This window comes from Streptococcus sp. HMSC064D12, from assembly GCF_001837205.1.
GTDB classification, from domain to species: domain Bacteria; phylum Bacillota; class Bacilli; order Lactobacillales; family Streptococcaceae; genus Streptococcus; species Streptococcus salivarius_D.
Genome location: NZ_KV831713.1, coordinates 91,568 through 117,993 on the forward strand (window position 1 = coordinate 91,568; position 26,426 = coordinate 117,993).

The following is a 26,426-nucleotide window of genomic DNA, read 5'->3' on the forward strand; positions in this document are numbered from 1 at the left end:
AGTCATGCTATAATAGAATAAAAATTTGTGTTAAGCGAGAAAAATATGAGTAAAATCAGAATTGTAACCGATTCGTCAATTACGATTGAACCAGAATTGGTTGAAAAATATAATATCACTGTTGTTCCATTGTCGGTTATGGTGGACGGTGTCATCTATTCAGATAGTGATCTTCGAGAAGAAGGCCGTTTCTTGGATATGATGAAGCATAGTAAAGAGTTACCAAAGACTAGCCAACCACCAGTAGGTTTGTTTGCTGAGACATATGAAAAACTTGTCAAAGAAGGTGCAGAACAGATTGTGGCTATCCACCTCATGCACACCCTCTCTGGGACATGTGAAGCTTCACGTCAAGGAGCTAGCCTGTCAGGAGCAGATGTAACCGTTATCGATTCAGGCTTTACGGATCAGTGCCTTAAGTTTCAGGTTGTTGAAGCAGCCAAATTAGCTGAAGCAGGAGATAGTCTAGATGAGATTGTAGCACGTGTGGAAGAAGTGAAAAGTAAATCTGAACTACATATCGGTGTTTCTACCCTTGAGAATCTTGTCAAAGGTGGTCGTATTGGACGTGTAACAGGTCTACTATCTTCATTGCTCAATATCCGTGTCATTATGGAGTTGAAAGACTATCAGTTGAATACGATTGCGAAGGGTCGTGGTGCTAAGACATTCACAAAATGGTTGGATTCTTATATTAATGGTATCAAGGATAAGGACCGCAAAGTGGCAGAGATTGGTATTTCTTATGCAGGGACACCTGATTTTGCACATGAAATGGCTGAAAAACTTGAGGTTTTGGGCGCTCCGATTTCAATCCTTGAGACTGGTTCCATCATTCAAACGCACACTGGTGAAGGCGCCTTTGCCGTAATGGTTCGTTATGAATAAGTGGAAAGAATCAGAATTAGTTAGAAGCCTCGTAGGCTTCTTCTTGCTTTTTCTCTTATTTATCGGCCTCTTTATTTTTGTAGTTCCTAGTACGCATCAGTCATCAAAAATTGCAGAAAAAATTAAATCTATTAAAAATGAAAAGGTCACCTATGTTGCTATCGGTGATTCCCTTACGCAAGGTGTAGGTGATAGTAGTAATCAAGGGGGCTTCGTTCCTGTTTTGTCTCAGGCCTTAGAGTCAGATTTTGACTGGCAAGTGACCTCTCGCAACTATGGTATCGCAGGGAATACGAGCAATCAAATTCTCAAGAGAGTGCAAGAAAAGAAGGATATTCAAAGAGATCTCAAGAAGGCTAAAGTGATGACTCTGACAGTTGGTGGTAATGATGTAATCCATGTCATTAAGGACAATATCACTAATCTTAATGTAGACACCTTCACTAAGCCAGCTCAGGCCTATCAAAAGAGATTAGGACAGATTATTGAGTTAGCTCGTAAGGATAATAAAACATTGCCAATTTATATTGTTGGTATTTACAATCCTTTTTATCTTAATTTTCCAGAGATGACAGAAATGCAAACTATTGTAGATAATTGGAACCAATCTACTGAAGAAGTGTGCAAGAAGTACGATAATGTCTATTTTGTTCCTGTAAATGATTTGCTTTATAAGGGAATTGACGGTAAGGGCGGTGTTACAAGCTCTGATGATACGTCTCAGTCTAGTAACTCTTCTCAAGGTAGCCTGAATGATGCTCTTTTTGAGGATGATCATTTTCATCCAAATAATACAGGTTATCAAATTATGTCAGATGCCATTTTGAAACGTATTAACCAAACAAAGAAGGAGTGGTCAGGTGAGTAAGATATGGAAGTGGTTATTTTTAGGACTCTTGGCCTTAAATCTAGCCTTAGTAAGTGTTGTGGCCTATAGAATCATGACTCCAGTGGAGACGACGAGTTCTGTATCCCTACCTAAGGGAGCAACTAAAATTGGTAAGTATAGTATGACAAGGGAGGAGCTTGACGCTGCTCTTACGGGCTTTGCCCAAGATTATTCGACCGATAAGATGCGTTTCAAGGTCAAGGTTACCAATTCTAAAATTGTTTTCGAAAGTAGCTATAAGGTTTTAGGTCACCCTGTCCCTCTTTATGTCTACTTTACGCCGGTTGTTAGTGAATCAGGAGCAATTGTACTTCATGTTTCTGAGCTTTCGGCTGGAACCTTGAAACTGCCTGTTTCGGATGCCCTTAAGATGATTAAACGTTCAACTAACCTCCCTGATTACATCGCCATCAATAGTAAGAAGGGAAAGGTTACCTTAAATATTCAGTCTATGAAGAATGAGAAGGGGATTACAGCACGTGCTCAAAGCCTTGATTTGGTTAATGACCGTATCGAATTTGACATCTATAAGACAATAAATTAAAAAGCCTTTACTTTTTGCAAAAAAGCGATTAAATTAGCGTTTATTACTTGACCTCATAGGCCTTTTAGGATAAGATAATACTTGTTCAAGCGCTAAAAAAACTATTCGCTTAGAAATAAATTGGAGGATTGTTACAATGGCTAACAAACAAGATTTGATCGCTAAAGTTGCAGAAGCAACTGAGCTTACTAAAAAAGATTCAGCAGCAGCTGTAGATGCAGTTTTCGCTTCTATCGAAGAATTCCTTGCTGCAGGTGAAAAAGTACAATTGATCGGTTTCGGTAACTTTGAAGTACGCGAACGCGCTGCTCGTCAAGGTCGTAACCCACAAACTGGTGAAGCTATCTCAATCGCAGCTTCTAAAGTTCCTGCATTTAAAGCTGGTAAAGCTCTTAAAGACGCAGTTAAATAATGTAAAAACCCCTAAAATTTTAGGGGTTTTGATTTATATGAAAATAAGTTAAGGAAATCTATGAAAACCATAACAGTGGTATTGATTTTTCTTTTGGTTTTTACTGTTATTAAACTATCAGGTATTGTTGCTATCAGCAAACTGATGAAGCCAAGTGAAAAACAAATCGAAGAAGCTCGTCAGAAACGTCTTCAAGCTGAGAAAGAGGGCAAGGATCCTTTTGAAGACTGGGATGAACGTGACGATGATGGTCTTGTCTAATAAGAGAATCCTCATCAAATAATAAAAAAGTTTGGAAGGTCTTCCAAACTTTTTTTGTAGACTAGTCAATGTAGTGAAGTTTTCCTCGGAAGTCTTCAAGAGTTTCGTAACCTTTTTCTTCCATGATTTCTTTAAGTTCTTTAGTAATACGGTCAAAAACAGCGACACCTTCTTTTTGAAGGGCAGTACCCACTTGTACCATACTTGCACCACAAAGGATGTGTTCAAAGGCATCACGACCAGATTTGACACCACCAGTACCAATAATTTGGATTTCAGGTTTCAGACGTTGGTAGAAAGCGTGAACGTTTGCCAAGGCAGTAGGTTTGATGTAGTCACCACCGATACCACCAAAACCATTCTTAGGTTTGATGACAACAGACTCATCTTCAATGTAAAGGCCATTACCAATTGAGTTCACACAGTTAACAAAGACAAGTGGAAATTGGTTAAACACTGCAGCAGCTTGGTCAAAGTGCACAATATCAAAGTATGGTGGTAATTTCACACCAAGAGGTTTTGTAAAGTAAGAGAAGACTTCAGTAAGGATCTCGGTTGTTGTTTCAAAATCATAGGCAATTTGAGGTTTACCAGGAACGTTAGGGCATGAGAGGTTGAGTTCAACAAGTCCTTCATAGTCGCTTTCTTGAACTTTTTTGAGAATCGTGTGGGTTTCTTCAGGTGAGAGACCAACTAGTGAAAGGAAATGATTTTTGGTATTGGGTTGCTTTTGCAATTCAATCACATAGTCAAGGTAGTATTCAAAACCGTTATTTGGCAAGCCCATTGAGTTGATTGACCCAAGAGGTACATTAACATAACGTGGTTCAGGATTACCAGGGCGGGCTTCAAGTGTCCCTGTTTTTGTGACGAATGAACCTGCAGCTGAAGCCTCGACCTCTGCCAATTCTTCCTTAGTCATACAATGAACACCCGCAGCATTCATAAGACAGTTAGAAAATGTAAACTGACCAACTTTTGTAGCAGTAGAAACCATAAGATCCTCCTTTAAAGATCACAATGTAAAATGTTACTAATTCATCTCATTTTAGCATGAATGAAGGCCTAAAACAAGGAAATAATGGATATGCAAAAGCATCTAAAGTGAATTTCTAATACCCTCGCTTTTGAGACTGACAGGATGCAGTAGAATTTTACAGAATTTTTTGGATTTTGCTAGCTTTTTCAAGGTTTTTTGGGTAGAATAGAAGGAGTAAATGGGTTTAACCCAAAATAAAAAGGAGACATAACTAATGGTAAAATTGGTTTTCGCTCGCCACGGTGAGTCTGAATGGAACAAAGCTAACCTTTTCACAGGTTGGGCTGACGTAGATCTTTCTGAAAAAGGTACTCAACAAGCTATCGACGCTGGTAAATTGATCAAAGAAGCTGGTATCGAATTTGATCAAGCATACACTTCAGTATTGAAACGTGCGATCAAAACAACTAACTTGGCTCTTGAAGCATCTGACCAACTTTGGGTTCCAGTTGAAAAATCATGGCGCTTGAACGAACGTCACTACGGTGGTTTGACTGGTAAAAACAAAGCAGAAGCTGCTGAACAATTTGGTGATGAGCAAGTTCACATCTGGCGTCGTTCATACGATGTTTTGCCTCCAGCAATGGATCGTGATGATGAGCACTCAGCACACACTGATCGTCGTTATGCTTCACTAGACGACTCAGTAATTCCAGATGCTGAAAACTTGAAAGTTACTTTGGAACGTGCCCTTCCATTCTGGGAAGATAAAATCGCTCCAGCTCTTAAAGATGGTAAAAACGTATTCGTAGGTGCACACGGTAACTCAATCCGTGCCCTTGTTAAACACATCAAACAATTGTCAGATGACGAAATCATGGATGTTGAAATTCCAAACTTCCCACCATTGGTATTCGAATTTGACGATAAATTGAACGTTGTTAACGAATACTACCTCGGAAAATAAGCTGAGATAAGTAGTTATCAATAATAAAGAAAAAGTTGGTTTAAGCCAGCTTTTTTCTTTTCCTGAAAAAAATTGTAAATAGTGGTCAGAAAAGTCAGTCAATTCAGTATTTTTTCCTTGACTTTCAAGTTGGAAAGATGTATCATATTAACCAAGATACATCGAAAGGAAATGAGTCAAATGACATTCGCAACTACAACAGTTTTGCTATTGCGTAATGAGGGCTAGTGCAAAAGCATTAGTCCTGTTTGGCTTACCAAGCGGGAGATAAAAACATCTCGCTTGGGTTTCCGAGTGAGATGTTTTTTTACTACTATCGTTTTTACTTTTAGAAAGAGGATTGTCTATGCGTAAAGTTGAATTTTTTGATACAAGTCTTCGTGATGGGGAACAAACACCTGGTGTTAACTTCTCAATCAAAGAAAAAGTTGCTATTGCTAAGCAACTTGAAAAATGGGGAATTTCTGTAATTGAAGCTGGTTTCCCTGCAGCTAGCCCAGATTCATTTGAAGCAGTAAAACAAATTGCAGAAGCTATGACAACAACTTCTGTTACTGGCTTGGCTCGTTCAGTAAAATCTGATATTGATGCTTGTTATGAAGCTTTGAAAGATGCTAAGTATCCACAAATTCATGTCTTTATCGCGACAAGTCCTATTCACCGTGAGTTTAAATTGAAGAAATCAAAAGAAGAAATTCTTGAAGCTGTAAAAGAACATGTGTCATATGCACGTTCAAAATTTGAAGTTGTTGAGTTTTCTCCTGAAGATGCTACTCGTACTGAGCTTGATTTCTTGACTGAAGTTGTTCAAACAGCAGTTGATGCTGGTGCCTCATATATTAATATTCCTGATACAGTTGGCTTTACGACTCCAGAAGAGTTTGCACGTATTTTTGATCACTTGACTGAAAATATTAAATCAGACCATAAAGTTGTCTTTGGTGTTCACTGTCACGATGACCTCGGTATGGCAACTGCAAATACTTTGACAGCAATTAAACATGGTGCTGGACGTGTTCAGGGAACAGTCAACGGTATTGGTGAGCGTGCGGGTAATGTTGCTCTTGAAGAAGTAGCTGTCGCTTTGAAAATTCGTGAAGACTTTTTCCAAGCAACAAGTGATATTGTTCTTAATGAAACAATGAATACTTCAGAGCTTGTTTCTCGCTTCTCAGGTATTCCTGTTCCTAAAAATAAAGCTGTTGTTGGTGGAAATGCCTTCTCTCATGAATCAGGTATCCACCAAGATGGTGTTCTTAAGAACCCACAAACTTATGAAATCTTCACACCAGAATTGGTAGGTGTGAAGAGTAACAGTCTTCCTCTTGGTAAATTGTCAGGACGTCATGCCTTTGTTGAAAAATTAAAAGAACTTAAGCTTGACTTTGTTGAAGAAGATATCAAACCACTTTTTGCTAAATTTAAAGTCTTGGCTGGGAAAAAACATGATATCACAGATGCAGACATTCGTGCCCTTGTTGCTGGTACTAGTGTAGATAATCCAGAAGGTTTCCACTTCGAAGATCTTCGCTTGACTACTAATGCTGATGAAACAATCACTGCTACAGTAAGCTTGGCTAATGAAGACGGTGAATCTGTAGAATTTTTGGCCAATGGACAAGGGTCAGTTGAAGCTATCTTTAATGCTATTGATAAATTCTTCAACCAAACAGTTCGCTTGACTTCTTATAATATTGACGCTGTAACTGATGGTATTGATGCGCAAGCGCGTGTACTTGTAACTGTTGAAAATGTAGATACAGATACTATTTTCAATGCATCTGGTTTGGACTTTGATGTTTTGAAAGCATCAGCAATTGCCTATATCAATGCTAATACATTGGTTCAAAAAGAAAATGCTGGTGAGATGGCACGTAAGGTTTCTTATCGTGACCTTCCATAAGCCAAAGAGGAGTTAAACATGACAAAGAAAATTGTAACACTTTCAGGTGATGGAATTGGACCTGAGATTATGGCAGCAGGTCTTGAAGTTCTTGAAAAAGTAGCTTCAAAAATTAGATTTGATTATGACATTGATGCTAAACCATTTGGTGGTGCTGGTATTGATGCTGAAGGTCATCCACTTCCTAAGTCAACTTTGGATGCTGCTAAATCAGCAGATGCTATCCTCTTGGCTGCAATTGGTGGACCAAAATATGACAATGCGCCAGTTCGTCCTGAACAAGGACTTTTGGCCATTCGTAAAGAGCTAAATCTCTTTGCTAATATCCGTCCTGTCCGCATCTTTGATGCTTTGAAACACTTGTCACCTCTTAAACCAGAGCGTATCGAGGGCGTAGATTTTGTCGTTGTTCGTGAGCTTACAGGTGGGATTTACTTTGGTGAGCATATTCTCGAAGAAGATAAGGCTCGTGATATCAATGATTATTCAGCAGATGAGATTCGTCGTATCATGCGTCGTGCTTTCAAGATTGCCCAAGGTCGTGGCAAAAAGGTCACTAGTATTGATAAACAAAATGTATTGGCAACTTCTAAATTGTGGCGTAAGATTGCTGATGAAGTTTCTTTGGAGTTTCCAGATGTAACTCTTGAACACCAACTTGTTGATAGTGCTGCAATGATTATGATTACCAATCCAGCTCGTTTTGATGTGGTTGTGACAGAAAACCTTTTTGGGGATATCTTGTCTGATGAATCAAGTGTCCTTCCAGGAACTTTAGGTGTTATGCCATCTGCTAGTCATTCTGAAAATGGTCCGAGTCTTTATGAACCAATCCATGGTTCAGCACCAGACATTGCCGGTCAAGGTATTGCCAACCCAATTTCAATGATTTTATCAGTAGCTATGATGTTGCGTGAAAGTTTCAATGAAACTGAAGGGGCAGAATTGATTGAAAATGCTGTTGATAAGACCTTGAACCAAGGCATCTTGACACGTGATTTGGGTGGTCAGGCTTCGACTGCTGAAATGACAGCAGCTATTATTAGCAATCTCTAAACTCATGACACTAAAACTAGTGTTACTCAGTGTTTTGTTGGTATGGAATATCCTTGTTTTATGTGCTTATGGACTTGATAAAAGCAAGGCCATTCAACATAAAAGACGGATTTCTGAGAAGGCATTATTATTACAGACTCTGATTTTCGGTGGTATTGGTGCCTTTCTAGGTGGAAAACTTTTTAGACATAAAATTAACAAATGGTATTTTAAGCTATGTTGGCTTATAGGCATTGTTATTGATGTCGTTCTTTTATACCTTATTCTAACAAGACTTTCGGATTAGCTAATCCTTAGATTATATTTGGAGTATTTTATGAGCGGAAAATCAATTTTTGATAAACTTTGGGAACGCCACGTCGTTACTGGAAACGAGGGCGAACCACAATTGATGTATGTGGATCAGCATTATATTCACGAGGTTACAAGTCCACAGGCCTTTCAAGGACTTCGTGATGCTGGACGTAAAGTTCGTCGCCCAGATTTAACTTTTGGTACGACAGACCACAACGTTCCTACGGTTGATATTTTTAACATTCGTGACCTTATTTCTAAAAACCAAATTGATACTTTGGCGAAAAACGTTGAAGAATTCGGTATTGATGCGGCTACCCACGGTACTGCTCGTCAGGGGATTGTCCACATGGTTGGTCCTGAAACAGGTCGCAGTCAACCCGGTAAATTTGTAGTTTGTGGGGATAGTCATACGGCTACTCACGGTGCTTTTGGTGCCATTGCCTTTGGTATTGGTACATCTGAGGTAGAACATGTTTTTGCGACACAATGTTTGTGGCAAGTTAAACCTAAGAAAATGAAGGTTGAATTTGTTGGTAAACCACAGCCAGGTGTCTATTCAAAAGACTTTATTCTCGCACTTATTGCACGCTATGGCGTTGATGCTGGAGTAGGATACGCAGTTGAATATTGTGGTGAAGCTATCGATGCCCTTTCAATGGATGAACGCATGACCATCTGTAACATGTCTATTGAATTTGGTGCTAAGATGGGTCTTATGAATCCAGACCAAAAAACTTATGATTATGTTGAAGGGCGTCCATGCGCACCTAAGGGTGAGAAGTTTGAAGAAGCAGTAGCTGACTGGAAAACGTTGGTTTCAGATCCAGATGCTGAATATGATAAAGTAATCACTATTGATGTTTCAGAATTGGCACCTATGGTTACATGGGGAACTAACCCTGAAATGGGTGTTGAGTTTGATCAACCATTCCCAGAAATCAAAGACTTTAATGATGAACGTGCCTACGAGTATATGGACGTTAAGCCTGGCGAGTATGCTAAAGATATCGATCTTGGCTATGTCTTTATTGGTTCTTGTACTAACGCACGTCTTAGCGACCTTGAGTTAGCTGCTAAATTCGTCAAAGGAAAACATATTGCACCAACATTGACAGCTATTGTTGTTCCAGGTTCACGTCCAGTTAAGAAAGAAGCTGAACGTCTTGGTTTGGATAAAATTTTCTTGGATGCAGGATTTGAATGGCGTGATCCAGGTTGCTCAATGTGTCTTGGTATGAACCCTGACCATGTTCCAGAAGGCGTTCACTGTGCATCTACAAGTAACCGTAACTTTGAGGGACGTCAAGGATATGGAGCTCGTACTCACCTTTGTAGTCCAGCAATGGCTGCAGCTGCGGCAATCGCTGGTAAATTTGTAGATGTACGCGATATGCCAGAAGTTCAAGCATAAGGGAGAAGATAATGGAAAAATTTACCGTCTATACAGGGAAATCAGTACCTTTGATGAATGATAACATCGATACGGACCAACTCATTCCCAAACAATTCTTGAAAGCTGTTGATAAAAAAGGCTTTGGTAAGAATTTGATGTTTGAATGGCGTTATCTTAATGATGACTACGAAGAAAATCCTGATTTTGTCTTCAACAAACCTGAGTATCGCGATGCGACTATTTTGGTTACTGGTGATAACTTTGGTTCAGGGTCATCTCGTGAACACGCTGCATGGGCATTGGAAGACTATGGTTTCCGCTGTGTTATCGCTGGATCATTTTCAGATATCCACTATAACAACGAATTGAAGAATGGTATGTTGCCAATCGTTCAACCCTTGGAAGTACGTCAAAAATTGGCTGCTCTTCCTGCGGGTGAAGAAATCACGATTGACCTTCCAAACCAAGTCATTAAATCTTCAGCAGGAGAGTTTCCATTTGATATCGATCATGAGTGGAAACGTAAATTGGTTGAAGGGCTTGATGATATTGGAATCACGCTTCAATATGAAGATTTGATTGCTGCCTATGAAAAACAACGCCCATCATATTGGCAATAAGGGACTAAGTTGTTTTTCTAAACTTTGATATTCAATCTTGCTATCAAAAGCAATGATGTGTTAGTAAAAAAATAATGATCACTTAAAAGAATGAGATAAAGACAATATCTAAAATGTTGTTCTATCTCATTCTTTTTGTTTGAAACAGTTGATATGGTAGAGGCGTTTTTACAAGTAGCGTATGCTATAATAGAAAGATAGAAAGGAGGCCTTCATGTTTGCACAATTGGACACAAAATCTGTCTATAGTTTCATGGATAGTGTTGTAGATTTGACCACCTACATTAAGCGTGCCAAAGAGCTTGGCTATCAGTCCCTTGGTTTGATGGATCGTGACAATCTCTATGCTGCTTATCATTTTGCCCAGATTGCAAGTAGACACGGTTTACATCCTTTGATTGGTATGGAAGCTAATCTGTTTTACGAGGGAAGAAAAATTCCTTTTCGTCTATTAGCTAAAAATAATCAAGGCTATAAAAATTTGATGAAGTTGGCAACAGAGCTCTCCTCAGGACAGCGTGAGTTTACAGCTTTCTCGGACTATCTTAATGATATTGCCCTCATCCTTCCAAGTGAAGACTGGGAGCCAGGGATGACTCTTGGTTCAGAGGTTTTCATTGGGGTAAGGCCAGAAGACGCTGGCAAAGAGTTTGATTATCCTGTAGTTCCCTTACATACAGTGCGTTACTTTGAGAATTCAGACCGCTCGACGATTCAGATGTTGCATGCCATCTCGCAAAACGTTTCCTTGTCAGAGGCCTCTATTTGTCCTATGAATCAGCTTCTTTTCTCGCCTCAAGAAATGGAAAGTGCCTATAGTGATATTCCAGAGGCTTTGAACAATTTGGAGCAACTTGTTTCAGACATTACCTATCAATTTGATACGGATTTGAAGCTTCCACGTTTTAATCGAGATATGCCTGCTGTTGACCAATTACGTCAATTAGCTCAATCTGGATTGGAGTCTAAAAAGTTAACATCACCAGTTTATCAGGAACGTTTAGACAAAGAATTGTCTATCATTCATCAGATGGGCTTTGATGATTATTTCTTGATTGTCTGGGACTTGTTACGCTTTGGGCGTAGCCGTGGTTATTATATGGGAATGGGACGTGGATCTGCTGCAGGAAGCTTGGTGGCCTATGTTCTTGACATTACTGGAATTGATCCCGTTAAAAATGACTTGCTTTTCGAGCGTTTCCTAAATGAAGAGCGTTATAGCATGCCTGATATTGATATCGACTTGCCTGATATCTATCGAAGCGAGTTTCTTCACTATGTTAGGGACCGTTATGGTAGTAAGCACTCTGCTCAGATTGTTACCTTTTCAACCTTTGGAGCCAAGCAGGCTATTCGAGATGTTTTTAAACGTTTTGGTGCTAAGGAATTTGAACTGTCCCAACTAAGTAAAAAGATTTCTTTTCGTGATAACTTGACCTCTGTCTATGAGAAGAATATGTCATTTAGACAGTTGATTAATCAGAGACAGGAATTTCAGAGGGCTTTTGAGATTGCTAAGGCTATTGAAGGCCAGCCAAGACAAACCTCAATTCATGCTGCCGGTATAGTGATGAGTGATGATGACCTGACTAATCATATTCCTCTAAAAGCTGGTGAGGATATGATGGTTACTCAGTACGATGCCTCCGCAGTTGAGGCCAATGGCTTGCTTAAGATGGATTTCTTGGGTCTCCGTAATTTGACCTTTGTTCAAAAAATGAAAGAGAAGCTAGAAGAAGAGCAGGGCATCACTATTGATATCAAATCCATTGACTTGGAAGATCCACAGACCCTAGCACTTTTTGCCAGTGGTAAGACAAAGGGAATTTTTCAGTTTGAGCAGGCAGGTGCCATAAACCTCCTTAAACGAATTAAACCTGCTAAGTTCGAAGAAGTCGTAGCGACAACCTCACTTAACCGTCCTGGAGCCAGCGATTATACAGATAATTTCATTGCTCGTAAGTATGGTAAGGAAAAAGTAGATCTGATTGATCCAGTAGTTGCACCAATCCTTGAGCCTACTTATGGCATCATGCTCTATCAGGAGCAGGTTATGCAGATTGCCCAAGTATTTGCGGGCTTTACACTTGGAAAAGCCGATTTGCTTCGTCGAGCGATGTCTAAAAAAGATGCCAATGAAATGTCCAAGATGTCCGAACAATTCATGGAAGGAAGTCGTCAGTTAGGACGTGACCCACAGATTGCTGAAAGACTCTTTAGTATGATGGCTAAGTTTGCGGGTTATGGCTTTAATAGAAGTCATGCCTATGCCTACTCAGCTTTGGCCTTTCAGTTAGCCTATTTCAAAACGCACTACCCACAGATATTCTATGACGTTATGTTGAATTATTCGTCTAGTGATTACATTAAGGATGCAATTGAAAATGGCTTCTCCCTAGCTAGACTCGATATTAATAGGATTCCCTATCTGGACAAGATTTCAGATGGCAAGATCGTATTAGGCCTTAAGACTATCAAAGGCTTGCCAAGAGATTTTTCCCTTTGGATTATTGAGGATCGCAAACAAAATGGCAAATACATTTCTATAGAAGACTTTTTGACACGTATTCCTAGTAAATATCAGAAAGTCGATATTTTGACACCTCTTATTCAAATTGGTTTGTTTGATATTTTTGAACCAAACCGTCAGAAAATCATTGGCAATTTAAACAACCTCTTTACTTTTGTCAATGAGTTAGGAAGTTTGTTTGCAGAGTCCTCTTATTCTTGGGTTGATTATGAAGACTATAGCCAGACGGATCGTTATAATTTAGAACAGGAGTTACTAGGAGTTGGGCTTAGTCCTCATCCTTTACACCTAGCTCAAAAAATGGCCTCTCGTCCCTATCAACCAATTTCTGATTTGACGGTTAATACTAAGGCGACGGTTTTGGTTCAGCTAGAGTCCGTTCGAATTATCAGAACTAAAAAAGGTGATCAGATGGCCTTTCTGAACGTAACTGATGGGATCAATAAACTTGATGTTACTCTATTCCCAGAAACTTATTTCTATCATAAGGATAAATTAAGTGAAGGTGGTCTCTTTTATCTTGATGGGCGGACCCAGGAGCGTGATGGACGCATTCAGTTAATTTTGTCCAACATGGAGGAAGCTAGTACGGAGCGTTTCTGGATTTTACTTGAGAATCATGATCAGGACTTAGACGTTTCTCAAATCTTAGCTAAGTATCCTGGAAACATCCCTGTAATTATTCGTTATCAAGGAAGTAAGGAAACCATCGTTAGTCAAAGATATAGAGTATCCAAGAACGAGGAACTTAATCAGGAATTAGCACCTTATGTGTTGAAAACGGTTTTACGATAAAAAAAAACAATAAATCTTTTCAAATTTAAAGCCATTTAGAATTCTTTATGTTATAATGAAAATGTTAAATATATAAAAGGAGTATCAGGAATAATGAAACGTATTGCTGTTTTGACTAGTGGTGGAGATGCCCCTGGTATGAACGCTGCCGCTCGCGCAGTTGTTCTCAAAGCAATTTCTGAAGGAATTGAAGTATTCGGCATTAACCGTGGATACGCTGGTATGGTTGAAGGAGATATCTTCCAACTTGATGCCAAAGGCGTAGACAACATCCTCAGCCGTGGTGGTACTTTCCTTCAGTCTGCTCGCTATCCTGAGTTTGCCCAACTTGAGGGTCAACTTAAAGGTATTGAGCAACTAAAAAAACATGGAATCGAAGGTGTAGTAGTTATTGGTGGAGATGGTTCTTACCATGGTGCTATGCGTTTGACTGAACATGGTTTCCCAGCTGTTGGTCTTCCAGGAACTATCGATAACGATATCGTTGGTACAGACTATACAATTGGTTTTGATACTGCTGTTGCAACTGCAACAGAAGCTATCGATAAAATTCAAGACACTGCTTTCAGTCACGGACGTACTTTTGTCGTTGAAGTTATGGGACGTCACGCTGGTGATATCGCTCTTTGGGCTGGTATCGCTTCTGGTGCAGACCAAATTATCGTACCTGAAGAAGAGTACGACATCAACGAAGTTGTCCGTAAAGTTAAAGAAGGTTACGAATCAGGTGTTAAAACTCACCACGTAATCGTACTTGCTGAAGGTGTTATGGGTGCTGAAGAATTTGCAGCTAAAATGAAAGAAGCTGGAGATACTTCAGATCTTCGTGCAACAAACATTGGACACGTGGTTCGTGGTGGTTCGCCAACTGCGCGTGACCGTGTTCTTGCTTCATGGATGGGTGCACATGCGGTTGACCTCCTTAAACAAGGTATTGGTGGTGTAGCTGTTGGTATCCACAATGAAGAGCTTGTTGAAAGCCCAATCCTTGGTACAGCAGAAGAAGGCGCTTTGTTCAGTCTTACTGAAGACGGTAAAATTATCGTTAACAATCCACACAAAGCTCGTCTTGACTTTGCAGACCTTAACCGTTCATTGTCTAACTTGAGCTAATCTCAGTTACTCAAATTATTGTTAATCCGTCGCTAAGGCGACAAAAAATATAAGGGAGTTTTTATTTATCATGAATAAACGTGTAAAAATCGTTGCAACACTTGGTCCTGCGGTTGAAATCCGTGGCGGCAAAAAATTTGGTGAAGATGGTTACTGGGGTGAAAAACTTGACCGCGAAGCATCTGCTAAAAACATTGCTCAATTGATCAAGGAAGGTGCCAACGTTTTCCGTTTCAACTTCTCACATGGTGACCACGCTGAACAAGGTGAACGTATGGATGTCGTTCGTATGGCGGAAGACCTTGCTGGTCAAAAAGTAGGTTTCCTTCTTGATACAAAAGGACCTGAAATCCGTACTGAATTGTTCGAAGGTGATGCTAAAGAGTATGCATACAAAACTGGTGAACAAATTCGTGTTGCTACTAAACAAGGTATCAAATCAACTCGCGACGTTATCGCTTTGAACGTTGCAGGTGCACTTGACGTTTTTGACGATGTAGAAGTTGGTAAACAAGTTCTTGTCGATGATGGTAAACTTGGTCTTCGTGTTGTAGACAAAGATGCTGAAAAACGTGAATTCATCGTTGAAGTTGAAAATGATGGTATCATCGCTAAACAAAAAGGTGTAAACATCCCTTACACTAAAATTCCTTTTCCAGCACTTGCTGAACGTGATAACGCTGATATCCGTTTTGGTCTTGAACAAGGTCTTAACTTTATCGCTATCTCATTCGTACGTACTGCAAAAGATGTACAAGAAGTTCGTGCTATCTGTGAAGAAACTGGTAATGGTCACGTTCAATTGTTGGCTAAAATTGAAAACCAACAAGGTATCGATAACATTGATGAAATCATCGAAGCTGCTGATGGTATCATGATCGCTCGTGGTGACATGGGTATCGAAGTACCATTCGAAATGGTTCCAGTTTACCAAAAAATGATCATCACAAAAGTAAACGCTGCTGGTAAAGTTGTTGTTACAGCTACTAACATGCTTGAAACAATGACAGATAAACCACGTGCAACTCGTTCTGAAGTATCTGACGTATTCAACGCAGTTATCGATGGTACAGATGCTACAATGCTTTCTGGTGAATCTGCAAATGGTAAATACCCAGTTGAATCAGTTCGCACAATGGCTACAATTGATAAAAACGCTCAAACTCTTCTTAAAGAGTATGGTCGTCTTGATTCATCAACATTTGACCGTTCAACTAAGACTGAAGTAGTTGCGTCTGCAGTTAAAGATGCTACTAACTCAATGGATATCAAACTTGTTGTTGCTCTTACTGAATCAGGTAACACTGCTCGTTTGATTTCTAAATACCGTCCAGAAGCTGATATCTTGGCTGTAACATTCGATGAAATTACTCAAAAATCATTGATGCTTAACTGGGGTGTTATTCCAGTAGTTACTGAAAAACCAAGCTCAACTGATGATATGTTTGATGTTGCTGAAAAAGTTGCATTGGAATCAGGTCTTGTAGAATCTGGTGATAACATTGTTATCGTTGCTGGTGTTCCAGTAGGTACAGGTGGTACAAACACTATGCGTATCCGCACAGTAAAATAATTTAAGTAGAACTTAAATTGAAAGAAGGTCTTTGGATCTTCTTTTTTTGCTCTCAGCTCTCAGTCAACTGTAGTGGGTGATGAAAAGCTAACATCTAGAGAGGACCGGATAGGGATTCCACTGAAAAAGTCGTCAATCGATGTTTTTTGTTATCTTATATTGTATATTCAAGTAATAAAAATACCCCAAAAGTTAGATTTTCTCTGTCTAATTTTTGGGGTGCAGTTTAATTCACGAGTAGTTTGATTAAGGGCTATAAGTCCATAATACTAACCAGCGTCTTAAGACGAAGTCTTTCACTTTGTTCAAGCCTTTATTTCTTTTATTCGTCATAAGCTTCTCAAAGAGGCAGACGCATTACTTACCGTTATCACTGAAGGGATTTTTATATTCTTTCACACTTAATTGTTCAATGCGGTATCATACTTCACTAGTTCCTAGATATATTTCTTAATTGTGGCTTCATTAAGTCCTATCGTACTTACATAAAAACCTTCTGCCCCAAAATGTTTGTTTCCAAATTTATATTTTAAATTGGCATTTCTATCAAACATCATTAATGCACTTTTACCTTTTTAATATCCCATAAAACTAGCTACACTCATTCGTGGTTATATACTTACTAGCATAGGAACATGATCTGGCATTAAGTGACCTTCTATTATTTGTATAGCCCAGCCTGCTGTTTTTTAAGTCGTCATGATTGACTTTGCTCTCTAGGAAGCGTAATCTAGACATTAGTTAAAGGATTATAAGGAGGTCCCTCGATGATTGAAGTCACTTATTTAAATACTGCCAAGCAAGAAAAACACACTTCCTTTGAAGATTACAATGAATTTGTCAGAGCCCAGCAAGCTTGTTGGATTGCCTTACCAGATTCAACGCCAGTCACTAAGGTGAAAATAAACGGACATGATATTGGCTACAAGGGACAATATGGTGACCTTTACTTTTATATTATGAAGTTAGACTTGGCACAATATCAGTAATAATAAGGGAAAAGAATCAGACATCGTATTCTGGTTCTTTTTCTTTGAGCAGGGTAATTTTTATAAATTAAGAATATTGCTAATTGACTGAAAATGACTTACAATAGAAAGGAAGAATTTATAGAAGGAGACACATATGAAAAACAAGCGTTTAATTTGGACTTTGGTTTTCTTAGCTATCTTGACGCTCGGTTCTATTGGTACAGATCTTTTCAAAAAAGAACACCAAGATGCCAATAAGGTCGTCAAAGTAGGGATCCTCCAGTTCGTGACTCACGACGCCCTGGATCAAATCGAGAAGGGAATTGAGGATGGCCTTAAGGAAGCTGGTTATAAGGGGGACAAGGTTAAAATCACCCTCCTAAATGCCGAAGGAGACCAGTCTAAAATTCAAACCATGTCTAAACAATTGGTTAATGACAAGAACGATGTCGTTATCGGTATTGCCACACCAGCAGCACAGGGGCTAGCGGCAGCTACCAAGGATATTCCAGTCATCATGGGGGCTATCTCAGACCCTGTTGGAGCCAAATTGGTTAAGGATCTCAAGCATCCGGAAGGCAATGTCACTGGTACCTCTAACCAAGTGCCAATCAAGCAGACAGTAGAATTGGTCAAATCACTGACACCAAATGCCAAAACGATTGGTATTCTCTACGCTTCAAGTGAGGACAATTCCAAATCACAGGTTGAAAGCTTTAAGAAATACGCTGAAAAAGATGGCCTGAATGTGGTCGAGTACGCTGTACCATCAACCAATGAAATCAATACAACCATGTCAGTCATGACTGGTAAGGTAGATGCCATCTGGACGCCTCAAGATAATACTATTGCTTCAGCCTTTTCAACAGTAATCTCATCAGCCAACCAAGCTAAGATTCCAGTTTATACGACGGTTGATACTATGGTGAAAGAAGGCGGTTTGGCTTCAGTTGCTCAAAGCCAATATGAACTCGGAAAGGCTACAGCTCGTAGTGCCGTTAAGGTTCTTAAAGGTAAGAAAGTAAAGGATGTTCCTGTAGATGTTATCGATGATGGCACACCAACGCTTAACCTTAAAGTTGCTCAAGACCTCAACATCACCATCCCTGACGATGTGCTTAAACAGTCAGACATCGCTGTTAAAGCTGATAAATAAGGAGGACTTATGATTATTTCATCTATTTATCAGGGGCTTCTATACGGAATCCTAGGTCTTGGGATTTACATGACTTTCCGTATCTTGGATTTTCCTGATTTGACAACAGAAGGTTCCTTCCCTCTTGGTGGGGCAGTAGCAGTAACCCTTATGAACTTTGGTTGGAACCCAATTTTAGCAACCTTGGTTGCCGTTTTGGCCGGCTGTGGTGCTGGACTTGTGACTGGTCTCCTCTATACTAAGGGAGAGATTCCTACTATTTTGGCAGGGATTTTGGTCATGACCTCTCTTAACTCAGTCATGCTTATGATTATGGGGAGGGCCAACCTGGGACTTCTTGATATCAAAACTATCCAAGATTTGCTTCCTTTCAGCAAGGACTACAACCTCTTGATTGTTGGTCTCATTGCTGTGACCATTGTTATCACTGCCTTGATTGCCTTTCTTAACACGCGCCTAGGTCAAGCTTATATTGCCACAGGTGATAATAGAGACATGGCCAAATCTTTTGGTATCAACACAGACAATATGGAAGTGATGGGTCTTGTTATCTCAAACGGTATCATTGCCCTTTCAGGAGCCTTGATTAGCCAACAGGACGGTTATGCCGACGTTTCTAAAGGGATTGGGGTTATCGTCATTGGTCTTGCCAGCATCATCATTGGTGAGGTCCTTTATGCGACTAACTTGACTCTGTTGGAACGTTTGATTGCCATCTGTATTGGTTCAATCCTCTATCAGTTCCTTTTGACAGCGGTTATTGCTCTTGGCTTTAACACTAACTACCTCAAACTCTTTAGTGCGATTGTTTTGGCTATTTGCTTGATTTCGCCTGTCCTACGTCGAAAATTCTTTAAGGGGGTGACCTTATCACGATGACAGCTATTGTAGAACTCAAAGATGCGACTGTTAAGGTCAATAATGGTTTTGACACCGAAAAAACCATCCTGGACCATGTCAACCTTACCATTAGAGAAGGTGATTTTATTACCATTCTTGGTGGAAATGGTGCCGGAAAATCAACTCTCTTTAATGTCATTGCAGGGACCCTCATGTTGACCAGTGGTCAGATTTTTATCATGGGTGAGGATGTTACGGCTCTCCCTGCTGAGAAGCGTGCCAAGTACCTCTCAAGGGTCTTCCAAGATCCTAAAATGGGGACAGCTCCTCGTATGACCGTTGCAGAAAACCTCTTGATTGCCAAATACCGTGGCGAAAAACGAGGTCTTAAATCACGCCAAATTCATCTCTACACAGAGGAGTTCCAAGGTCTGATTGAACGTATCAGTAATGGATTAGAAAAGCACTTAGATACACCAGCAGGTCTCCTTTCAGGTGGTCAGCGTCAGGCCCTTAGTCTTTTGATGGCGACACTTAAACGTCCTGAGCTTTTGCTCTTAGACGAGCACACCGCAGCACTGGATCCTAAGACTAGTGTGGCTCTTATGGAGTTGACTGATGAGTTTGTAACAGGTGACCATTTAACAGCTTTGATGATTACCCACCACATGGAAGATGCCCTTAAATATGGAAATCGTCTTATTGTTATGAAGGATGGTCAAATCATTAAGGATCTTACCAAGGAAGAAAAAGGTCAATTGGATATCACAGACTACTACGCTATGTTTGAGTAGGTCTCGTCTGACTCTAAATTGTAAAACAAGTCAAAAAGTTGTATACTTAAAGGGTATGCAACTTTTTGTTGTGGCCTGTAAATCGACAAGGAGACTGTTCGCACGAACGTTCAGCTTCTTGGACCGTCTGTAAAAATAGGCTCTAGAAGAGAGTCAAACTAAAAAGGAGAAAAACAAGCATGAGCGATATTAAAATTATTGCCCTAGGTGGAGTACGTGAAAATGCTAAGAACCTCTATATTGTTGAGATTAACGACTCTATCTTTATCTTGGATGCTGGTCTAAAGTATCCTGAAAATGAACAACTAGGTGTTGACTTTGTCATCCCTAACTTAGATTACTTGATTGAAAATAGAAATCGTATCCAAGGGATTTTCTTAACTCACGGACACGCCGATGCCATTGGTGCCCTACCTTATATCTTGCAAGAAGTCAAAGCACCAGTTTTTGGATCATCACTCACAATCGAGTTAGCTAAACTTTTTGTCAAGAATGCTGGTGTTAAGAAATTCAACAATTTCCATGTTATTGACGCAGAAACTGAAATTGAATTTGAAGATGCTGAGGTCTCATTCTTCAAGACAACTCACTCTATTCCAGAATCAATGGGGATTGTTCTTGGTACTGACCAAGGCAATATTGTCTATACAGGGGACTTCAAGTTTGACCAAGCTGCCCGTCCTTACTACAAAACTGATTTAGGTCGTTTGGCTGAAATCGGACGTGAAGGTGTTTTGGCCCTCTTGTCAGACTCAGCAAATGCGACAAGTACGGAACAAACAGCTTCTGAAGCAGAAGTTGGCCAAGAAATTGACCAAGTTATTGCTGATGCAGAAGGTCGTGTTATTGTTGCTGCAGTTGCCTCAAACTTGGTACGTATCCAACAAGTCTTTGATTCAGCTGCTGATCACGGACGTCGTGTTGTTCTTACTGGTTTTGACGTAGAAAATATTGTCCGCACAGCTATCCGTCTTAAAAAATTGACTGTGGAGCATGAGAAACTTATTGTCAAACCAAAAGACATGAACAAGTTCGAAGACCACGAGTTAATTATCCTCGAAAATGGTCGTATGGGTGAACCGATCGATGGCCTTCAAAAGATGGCTGTTGGTCGTCACCGTTACGTTCAAATCAAGGATGGAGATTTGGTTTATATCGTAACAACTCCAAGCATTGCTAAGGAAGCCGTAGTGGCACGTGTTAACAACGCTATCTATAAAGCTGGTGGAACTGTTAAGATGATTACGCAGAGCCTTCGTGTATCTGGACATGCCAATGCTCGCGAACTTCAATTGATGGTTAACCTCCTTCGTCCACAGTATCTCTTCCCTGTTCAAGGTGAGTACCGTGACCTTCAAGCGCATGCAGAGCTAGCCTTGGAAGTTGGTATTCTTCCAGAAAATATTTATATCATTAAACGCGGTGACATCATGCACTTGTCAGAGGACCAAGGTTTCCTTCATGAAGGAGCTGTTCCAGCTGGTGATGTTATGATTGATGGTAATGCCATTGGTGATGTGGGTAATATCGTCCTTCGTGACCGCAAGGTCTTGTCTGAAGATGGTATCTTTATCGTAGCTATCACCGTTAACAAGAAGGAACGTAAGATTGTCTCTAAAGCGCGTGTGAATACACGTGGGTTCGTTTATGTGAAGAAGAGCCGTGACATTCTCCGTGAGGCTGCTGACATTGTCAATGCTACCGTTGAAAATTACTTGGCAGGAGACAGCTTCGACTGGGGTGAACTTAAAGGTGCTGTCCGAGACGATGTAGCTAAGTTCCTCTTTGACCAAACCAAACGTCGCCCAGCTATCCTTCCAGTAGTCATGGAAGTCCGCTAATAACTGACTAAAACATAAGAGTGTGAGCGCATCGCTTGCACCATAGACATTGAGGAAAGTCTCTAAGACTTTGTTCTAAAATCAAAAGCTGGGGTGTCCCAGCTTTTCTAACATTAAGAAAGGAAAAAAACAAATGGCTTTTTTTCAAATTGAATACTCGTCAGATGTTCTAGGCCAATACCGCCAAGTGGATGTCATCTATCCAGATCGTGATCAGATTGCTGAAAGGGAAAGTGATACGGACATCCCAGTTCTCTATCTCCTTCATGGCATGGGGGGCAATCATAATTCTTGGGCCTTCCGTACCAATATTCAACGTCTCCTTCGTAAGACCAATCTCATCGTTATTATGCCTAATTCTGAAAATGGCTGGTATACAAATACCAATTATGGTGTTAAGTATTACGATGCCATTGCTAAGGAGCTTCCTCAAGTCATGCAACGTTTCTTCCCTAGTATGACTAAGAAGCGTGAAAAGACTTTTATCGCTGGACTTTCTATGGGTGGCTATGGTTCTTTCAAACTAGCCTTAACGACAAATAACTTTGCTTGTGCAGGTTCCTTCTCTGGTGCCCTTGGATTATCAGCAGAGATGATTACAGATGAAACGAGTGAGTCTAAGGAATACTGGCAAGGTGTCTTTGGCGATTTGGAAGGAAAAGACATTAAGCAGCACAAACTAGTTAACCTAGCCAAACAACATGACAAGAAAACCAAATTCTTTGCCTGGTGTGGCCTTGAGGATTTCCTTTTTGATTCTCAAGATAAGGCAGTTGCTGATTTGAAGGCCCTTGGTTTAGACATTGACTACCGTACAGACCATGGAAGGCATGAGTGGTATTACTGGGAAAAACAACTAGAAGCCTACTTAGAATGGTTACCTATTGATTACGTTAAAGAAGAACGTTTGTCTTAATAGGTCAAGTTTGTAACATCTTATCAAAGAGATGATAAAAGCTTAAAGTGATATTTTTTGCTTGTCAGAACTATTAGAGCTTGATATACTAGGGGAAGTTTCGAAAAGGAGGCTCAATAATGAAAAAATTATTCAGAGTAATCTTCTATATTCCCAAACTTCTTTTACAATTTATTTGGAATCTTATTTGGGCTATATTTAAACTTGCCCTAGTCCTAGCCCTTATTGGTTATGGACTCGTCTACTATGCCAATAATTCTTCAAGTACCTTAGCCACAAACATTAACCAAGCCTTTCATCAAGTAGAGCTAGGTTTTAGTGGTACCAGTACTAGTGACGTTGAGAAAGTTGTCTCTAACCTATCAACGACAGATACCATTCCAGAGTCTAATGGAGCTAGATGGGCGCAAAATACAGCTAGCATCTATATACAATCTACAGATGAAACCTTGGTAGCAGCTTATAAGGAAGCTATTACTAACTGGAATAACACGGGTGCTTTCATCTTTACTTTAACTGATGATGCCTCAACAGCTGATATTGTTGCGACTGACTATTCCGATGCGAATTCACAGGCAGCAGGTTTAGCAGACACTCAAACCAATGTTTTGACCAATCGCATCACTCATGTAGATGTGAAGTTGAACCGTTATTTCCTCTTGAATAGTGATTTTGGTTATACTCACAAGCGTATTGTGAATACGGCTGAACACGAATTGGGACATGCCATTGGCTTAGACCATGATGACTCTAAGACATCCGTTATGCAATCAGCAGGATCTTATTACGGGATTCAACAGGTGGATATTGATACGGTCCATGCTCTCTATGCAAATTAAGGAGGGGTGTAATGAGCTATTTGAAACGCCTTGCTAGACGTTACCCCATGCAAACCTTCCTTTTTCTTTTCAATGCCGGGGTCTTTACTTGGTTGCAAACAACAGGAACCATGATTGCCAATCGTTTGGGGCTATCAGGTGATGGCATTTGGATTTATATTCCCAATTGGGTAAAAACGCTGACCAGTCATTCCATACAGAGTATTCAAATCCTATACGGGGCCTCTGGTTGGAGTTGGCTAATCACCTCTATGCTTCTTACTTGGCTCTTGACTTTTCTTAGAGGTCTCATGAGAGCAGTGATTCTCATTCTGATAGTTGGTCTTGGCTTATGGCTAGTCTATCGACACTTTGAACTCTTACAAAATCTAAAACTGTCCTGATGGGCAGTTTTTTTGAGTTATTAGGTCATTTATTTTCTGAAAAAATATGATATAATATAGCTAATTTATTATTTTGGAGGACATTATGGCTTTAGCAAAAATCGTTTATGCCAGTATGACCGGTAACACGGAAGAAATCGCAGATATCGTTGCCAAAAAATTGGAAGAATTGGGTCACACTGTAGATGTAGACGAGTGTACAACGGTTGATGCCGCTGATTTTGAAGATGCGGACATCTGTATCGTAGCGACTTACACTTATGGTGATGGTGAGTTGCCAGATGAAATCGTTGACTTTTACGAAGATTTGGCTGACCTCGACTTGTCAGGTAAAATCTTTGGTGTTGTAGGTTCAGGAGATACCTTCTACGATTATTTCTGTCATTCAGTAGATGAGTTTGAAAATCAATTCACATTCACAGGGGCGACTAAAGGTGCTGATAGCGTCAAGGTTGACCTTTCTGCTGAAGATGAAGATATCGAAAACCTAGAAGCTTTCGCTGAAAAAGTTTCAGAAGCATTAGCATAAGAAAAAAGCAGCGTAAAGTCTGCTTTTATTGTAGTCAAAAATGGAGTTTTTATGAATGAAATAGAAAAAGATTTCAGGACGCAATCTCAACATCTCCTTTGGTCCGTTTGGCGAGGTCTCATAGTGGGGGTGACAGCAGGAGTAGTAGTCAGTTTTTTTCGCTGGTTAATTGCCAAGGGGGCCACATTTTCTGTAGCTATTTACGAAGATGCCCTTTATAATCCACTTCTGATTCTGGGAATTGTACTTGTTAATCTCTTGATCGCCCTTTTTATTGGTTACCTTATTAAGCAGGAAAAAGACATCAAGGGCTCAGGGATTCCCCATGTTGAAGGGGAACTGATGGGGCTCTTACATCCGTCTTGGTGGCCAGTTTTATGGCGTAAATTCCTAGGTGGTGTCCTTGGGATTTCAATGGGACTGATGTTGGGACGTGAGGGACCTAGTATTCAACTAGGTGCCATGACTGCTAAGGGATTAGCCAAGGGACTTAAGCTCTCTGCACGTGAGAAGCGTGTCTTGATTGCTGCTGGAGCAGCAGCAGGGTTATCGGCTGCCTTCAATGCTCCAATTGCTGGTCTTTTGTTTGTCGTCGAAGAAGTCTATCATCATTTCTCTCGTCATGTTTGGGTGACAGCTTTAACGGCATCTTTAGTGGCCAATGCTGTTTCACTACGCATCTTTGGTCAGGTACCAGTCCTTGCTATGACAGAAAAATTACCCGTATTTCCTTTGAAAGATTATTGGATTCTTATTATTTTGGGGATTTTTCTAGGTGTGCTTGGATACGGTTATGAGTGGGTTGTCTTACGTATTGGTAAGGTCTACCAAGGGTTAGGGAAAATCTTCCACTTGCCATCTCATTTTCATGGCCTTTTGGCAGTTCTGTTTATCATTCCTATTGGTCTCTATTTCCCACACCTTTTAGGTGGTGGGAATGAATTGATTCTTGCCCTAAATGGTTTACACCCTGCTCTAACTGTGGCCATCCTCTATTTGACTATTCGCTTTGTTTGGAGTATGTTGTCCTTTGGTTCAGGATTTCCTGGTGGGATTTTCTTGCCGATTTTGACTCTAGGTGCTCTTTCTGGTAGCGTTTTTGCGGCAGCTTTTGAAAATCTAGGATTCTTACAGGTAACTCAGTTCCCTATTTTTATCATTCTTGGTATGGCTGGTTATTTCGGTGCAGTATCTAAGGCACCGCTCACTGCTATGATTTTAGTGACTGAGATGGTGGGTGACCTTCATCAATTAATGACAATTGGAGTCGTTACCCTGATTGCCTATCTAGTCATGGATTTCATGGGAGGAGAACCTGTCTATGAAGCCATGCTTCACAATTTGATTGCTCACGAACCAGAGCAAGTTGATAATATACCGACGATGATTGACTTACCGGTTACAGATAGTCTAGCTGGTCGATTGGTTAAGGATTTAACCTTACCTGATGGGGTTTTGATTTCCACTCAGATTTTTCAAGACCAGTCTGAGGTTGTTCATGGAGACACACGTCTAAAAGCAGGAGCAACCCTGTATCTAGTTGTTAATGAAGGTAATATCAGTCAGGTAAGAAAACTCTTTTTATAAGCAATTCAATGGCTTGAGGCTCTTTTGTCCTCAGGTCATTTTTGTTATAATGGAGAGAAAAAAGGAGGTCAGTATGGACTTAAATGAGATTCGCCAACAGATTGACACCGTTGATAATGAGATCGTGGCTTTGTTGGAAGAACGTATGAAATTGGTAACTCGAGTAAGTGCTTATAAACAACGCACTGGAAAGGCGATTTATGATCCCGAACGAGAGCAAGCCCTGCTAGACAAAGTAGGCGCTAGTGTCCTTAATCCTGAATATAAAGAAGCTATCGTCGCTAGTTTTGCGGATATTATGAAGCATTCACGTACTTATCAAGCAAGTAAGCTAGAAGAAAAGTAGGTAA

The 26,426-nt window shown here is 40.2% G+C and carries 26 protein-coding genes and 1 pseudogene; 25 read left to right on the forward strand and 2 right to left on the reverse strand.

What is annotated here, in order from left to right; all coding sequences use genetic code 11:
* Positions 1-45 precede the first annotated feature (45 nt).
* The 5 genes from HMPREF2697_RS00550 (at position 46) to HMPREF2697_RS00570 (ending at position 2,994) form a co-directional block, all read left to right on the forward strand.
* Positions 46-888 carry a DegV family protein gene (locus tag HMPREF2697_RS00550; RefSeq protein ID WP_045768844.1) on the forward strand — a complete coding sequence of 281 codons (843 nt, stop codon included), beginning with the start codon at positions 46-48 and terminating at the stop codon, positions 886-888.
* Positions 881-1,756 carry an SGNH/GDSL hydrolase family protein gene (locus HMPREF2697_RS00555; RefSeq protein ID WP_004182649.1) on the forward strand — a complete coding sequence of 292 codons (876 nt, stop codon included), beginning with the start codon at positions 881-883 and terminating at the stop codon, positions 1,754-1,756. Before HMPREF2697_RS00550 ends, HMPREF2697_RS00555 begins: the two co-directional genes overlap by 8 nt.
* The gene (locus tag HMPREF2697_RS00560; RefSeq protein WP_004182648.1) at positions 1,749-2,321 is read left to right on the forward strand and encodes a YpmS family protein; all 573 of its coding nucleotides are present in this window, start codon (positions 1,749-1,751) and stop codon (positions 2,319-2,321) included. The genes HMPREF2697_RS00555 and HMPREF2697_RS00560 overlap by 8 nt, the downstream gene beginning before the upstream one ends.
* Positions 2,322-2,457: 136 nt before the next feature.
* Complete coding sequence (locus HMPREF2697_RS00565) at positions 2,458-2,733, forward strand: HU family DNA-binding protein (RefSeq protein ID WP_002884048.1); 276 nt, start codon at positions 2,458-2,460, stop codon at positions 2,731-2,733.
* Positions 2,734-2,793: 60 nt separating this feature from the next.
* A complete protein-coding gene (locus tag HMPREF2697_RS00570; protein WP_002883994.1) occupies positions 2,794-2,994 on the forward strand; it encodes a hypothetical protein in 201 nt (66 codons plus the stop codon).
* 61 nt (positions 2,995-3,055) lie between these two features.
* On the opposite strand, the gene HMPREF2697_RS00575 is transcribed toward HMPREF2697_RS00570, so the two are convergent.
* The gene (locus tag HMPREF2697_RS00575) at positions 3,056-3,991 is read right to left on the reverse strand and encodes a dihydroorotate oxidase (RefSeq protein ID WP_004182647.1); all 936 of its coding nucleotides are present in this window, start codon (positions 3,989-3,991) and stop codon (positions 3,056-3,058) included.
* Positions 3,992-4,247: 256 nt separating this feature from the next.
* Between HMPREF2697_RS00575 and HMPREF2697_RS00580 the strand changes: the two genes are divergently transcribed.
* From HMPREF2697_RS00580 to pyk, 9 genes are all read left to right on the forward strand, one after another.
* Complete coding sequence (locus HMPREF2697_RS00580; RefSeq protein WP_004182646.1) at positions 4,248-4,940, forward strand: phosphoglycerate mutase; 693 nt, start codon at positions 4,248-4,250, stop codon at positions 4,938-4,940.
* Positions 4,941-5,286: 346 nt separating this feature from the next.
* Entirely contained in the window at positions 5,287-6,843 is a 1,557-nt protein-coding gene (locus HMPREF2697_RS00585; RefSeq protein WP_014634328.1) for a 2-isopropylmalate synthase, read from the forward strand.
* 18 nt (positions 6,844-6,861) lie between these two features.
* Positions 6,862-7,899 (forward strand): 3-isopropylmalate dehydrogenase, encoded by a 1,038-nt coding sequence (gene leuB, locus HMPREF2697_RS00590; protein ID WP_014634329.1) that lies wholly within the window; start codon positions 6,862-6,864, stop codon positions 7,897-7,899.
* A 4-nt stretch (positions 7,900-7,903) separates the two neighbouring features.
* Positions 7,904-8,185 carry a DUF1294 domain-containing protein gene (locus HMPREF2697_RS00595; protein WP_070849180.1) on the forward strand — a complete coding sequence of 94 codons (282 nt, stop codon included), beginning with the start codon at positions 7,904-7,906 and terminating at the stop codon, positions 8,183-8,185.
* 30 nt (positions 8,186-8,215) lie between these two features.
* The gene (gene leuC / locus HMPREF2697_RS00600; protein ID WP_013990716.1) at positions 8,216-9,607 is read left to right on the forward strand and encodes a 3-isopropylmalate dehydratase large subunit; all 1,392 of its coding nucleotides are present in this window, start codon (positions 8,216-8,218) and stop codon (positions 9,605-9,607) included.
* 11 nt (positions 9,608-9,618) lie between these two features.
* Positions 9,619-10,209 carry a 3-isopropylmalate dehydratase small subunit gene (gene leuD / locus HMPREF2697_RS00605; RefSeq protein WP_002884116.1) on the forward strand — a complete coding sequence of 197 codons (591 nt, stop codon included), beginning with the start codon at positions 9,619-9,621 and terminating at the stop codon, positions 10,207-10,209.
* 214 nt (positions 10,210-10,423) lie between these two features.
* A complete protein-coding gene (locus tag HMPREF2697_RS00610) occupies positions 10,424-13,534 on the forward strand; it encodes a DNA polymerase III subunit alpha (protein WP_070849183.1) in 3,111 nt (1,036 codons plus the stop codon).
* Between the two features lie 93 nt (positions 13,535-13,627).
* Positions 13,628-14,647 carry a 6-phosphofructokinase gene (pfkA, locus tag HMPREF2697_RS00615; RefSeq protein ID WP_022496497.1) on the forward strand — a complete coding sequence of 340 codons (1,020 nt, stop codon included), beginning with the start codon at positions 13,628-13,630 and terminating at the stop codon, positions 14,645-14,647.
* Positions 14,648-14,717: 70 nt separating this feature from the next.
* Positions 14,718-16,220: a pyruvate kinase gene (pyk, locus tag HMPREF2697_RS00620; RefSeq protein WP_070849186.1), complete on the forward strand. Its 1,503-nt coding sequence runs from the start codon at positions 14,718-14,720 to the stop codon at positions 16,218-16,220.
* A 357-nt stretch (positions 16,221-16,577) separates the two neighbouring features.
* Here pyk and tnpA read toward each other — a convergent pair.
* Positions 16,578-16,891: pseudogene (gene tnpA / locus HMPREF2697_RS10010) on the reverse strand (IS200/IS605 family transposase); the annotation flags it as partial.
* Between the two features lie 96 nt (positions 16,892-16,987).
* Between tnpA and HMPREF2697_RS00625 the strand changes: the two are divergent.
* From HMPREF2697_RS00625 to HMPREF2697_RS00675, 11 genes are all read left to right on the forward strand, one after another.
* Positions 16,988-17,209, forward strand: coding sequence for a DUF4649 family protein (locus tag HMPREF2697_RS00625; RefSeq protein WP_013990711.1), 222 nt, complete (start codon positions 16,988-16,990; stop codon positions 17,207-17,209).
* A 136-nt stretch (positions 17,210-17,345) separates the two neighbouring features.
* Positions 17,346-18,347, forward strand: coding sequence for a tryptophan ABC transporter substrate-binding protein (gene trpX / locus HMPREF2697_RS00630; RefSeq protein WP_013990710.1), 1,002 nt, complete (start codon positions 17,346-17,348; stop codon positions 18,345-18,347).
* A 9-nt stretch (positions 18,348-18,356) separates the two neighbouring features.
* Entirely contained in the window at positions 18,357-19,226 is an 870-nt protein-coding gene (locus HMPREF2697_RS00635) for an ABC transporter permease (protein ID WP_002883493.1), read from the forward strand.
* Positions 19,223-19,981, forward strand: coding sequence for an ABC transporter ATP-binding protein (locus HMPREF2697_RS00640; RefSeq protein ID WP_002883503.1), 759 nt, complete (start codon positions 19,223-19,225; stop codon positions 19,979-19,981). Before HMPREF2697_RS00635 ends, HMPREF2697_RS00640 begins: the two co-directional genes overlap by 4 nt.
* Positions 19,982-20,160: 179 nt before the next feature.
* Entirely contained in the window at positions 20,161-21,822 is a 1,662-nt protein-coding gene (locus tag HMPREF2697_RS00645) for a ribonuclease J (protein WP_070849188.1), read from the forward strand.
* A gap of 133 nt (positions 21,823-21,955) precedes the next feature.
* The gene (locus tag HMPREF2697_RS00650; RefSeq protein WP_070849191.1) at positions 21,956-22,738 is read left to right on the forward strand and encodes an alpha/beta hydrolase; all 783 of its coding nucleotides are present in this window, start codon (positions 21,956-21,958) and stop codon (positions 22,736-22,738) included.
* Between the two features lie 119 nt (positions 22,739-22,857).
* On the forward strand, positions 22,858-23,577 hold the full coding sequence (locus tag HMPREF2697_RS00655; RefSeq protein ID WP_004182633.1) for a matrixin family metalloprotease: 720 nt from the start codon (positions 22,858-22,860) through the stop codon (positions 23,575-23,577).
* An 11-nt stretch (positions 23,578-23,588) separates the two neighbouring features.
* Positions 23,589-23,960: a hypothetical protein gene (locus HMPREF2697_RS00660; RefSeq protein ID WP_070849195.1), complete on the forward strand. Its 372-nt coding sequence runs from the start codon at positions 23,589-23,591 to the stop codon at positions 23,958-23,960.
* Positions 23,961-24,045: 85 nt separating this feature from the next.
* Positions 24,046-24,489: a flavodoxin gene (locus HMPREF2697_RS00665; RefSeq protein ID WP_002883520.1), complete on the forward strand. Its 444-nt coding sequence runs from the start codon at positions 24,046-24,048 to the stop codon at positions 24,487-24,489.
* Positions 24,490-24,540: 51 nt separating this feature from the next.
* Positions 24,541-26,076 (forward strand): ClC family H(+)/Cl(-) exchange transporter, encoded by a 1,536-nt coding sequence (locus tag HMPREF2697_RS00670; RefSeq protein WP_070849198.1) that lies wholly within the window; start codon positions 24,541-24,543, stop codon positions 26,074-26,076.
* A gap of 73 nt (positions 26,077-26,149) precedes the next feature.
* Complete coding sequence (locus HMPREF2697_RS00675; RefSeq protein ID WP_013990705.1) at positions 26,150-26,422, forward strand: chorismate mutase; 273 nt, start codon at positions 26,150-26,152, stop codon at positions 26,420-26,422.
* Positions 26,423-26,426: the final 4 nt, after the last annotated feature.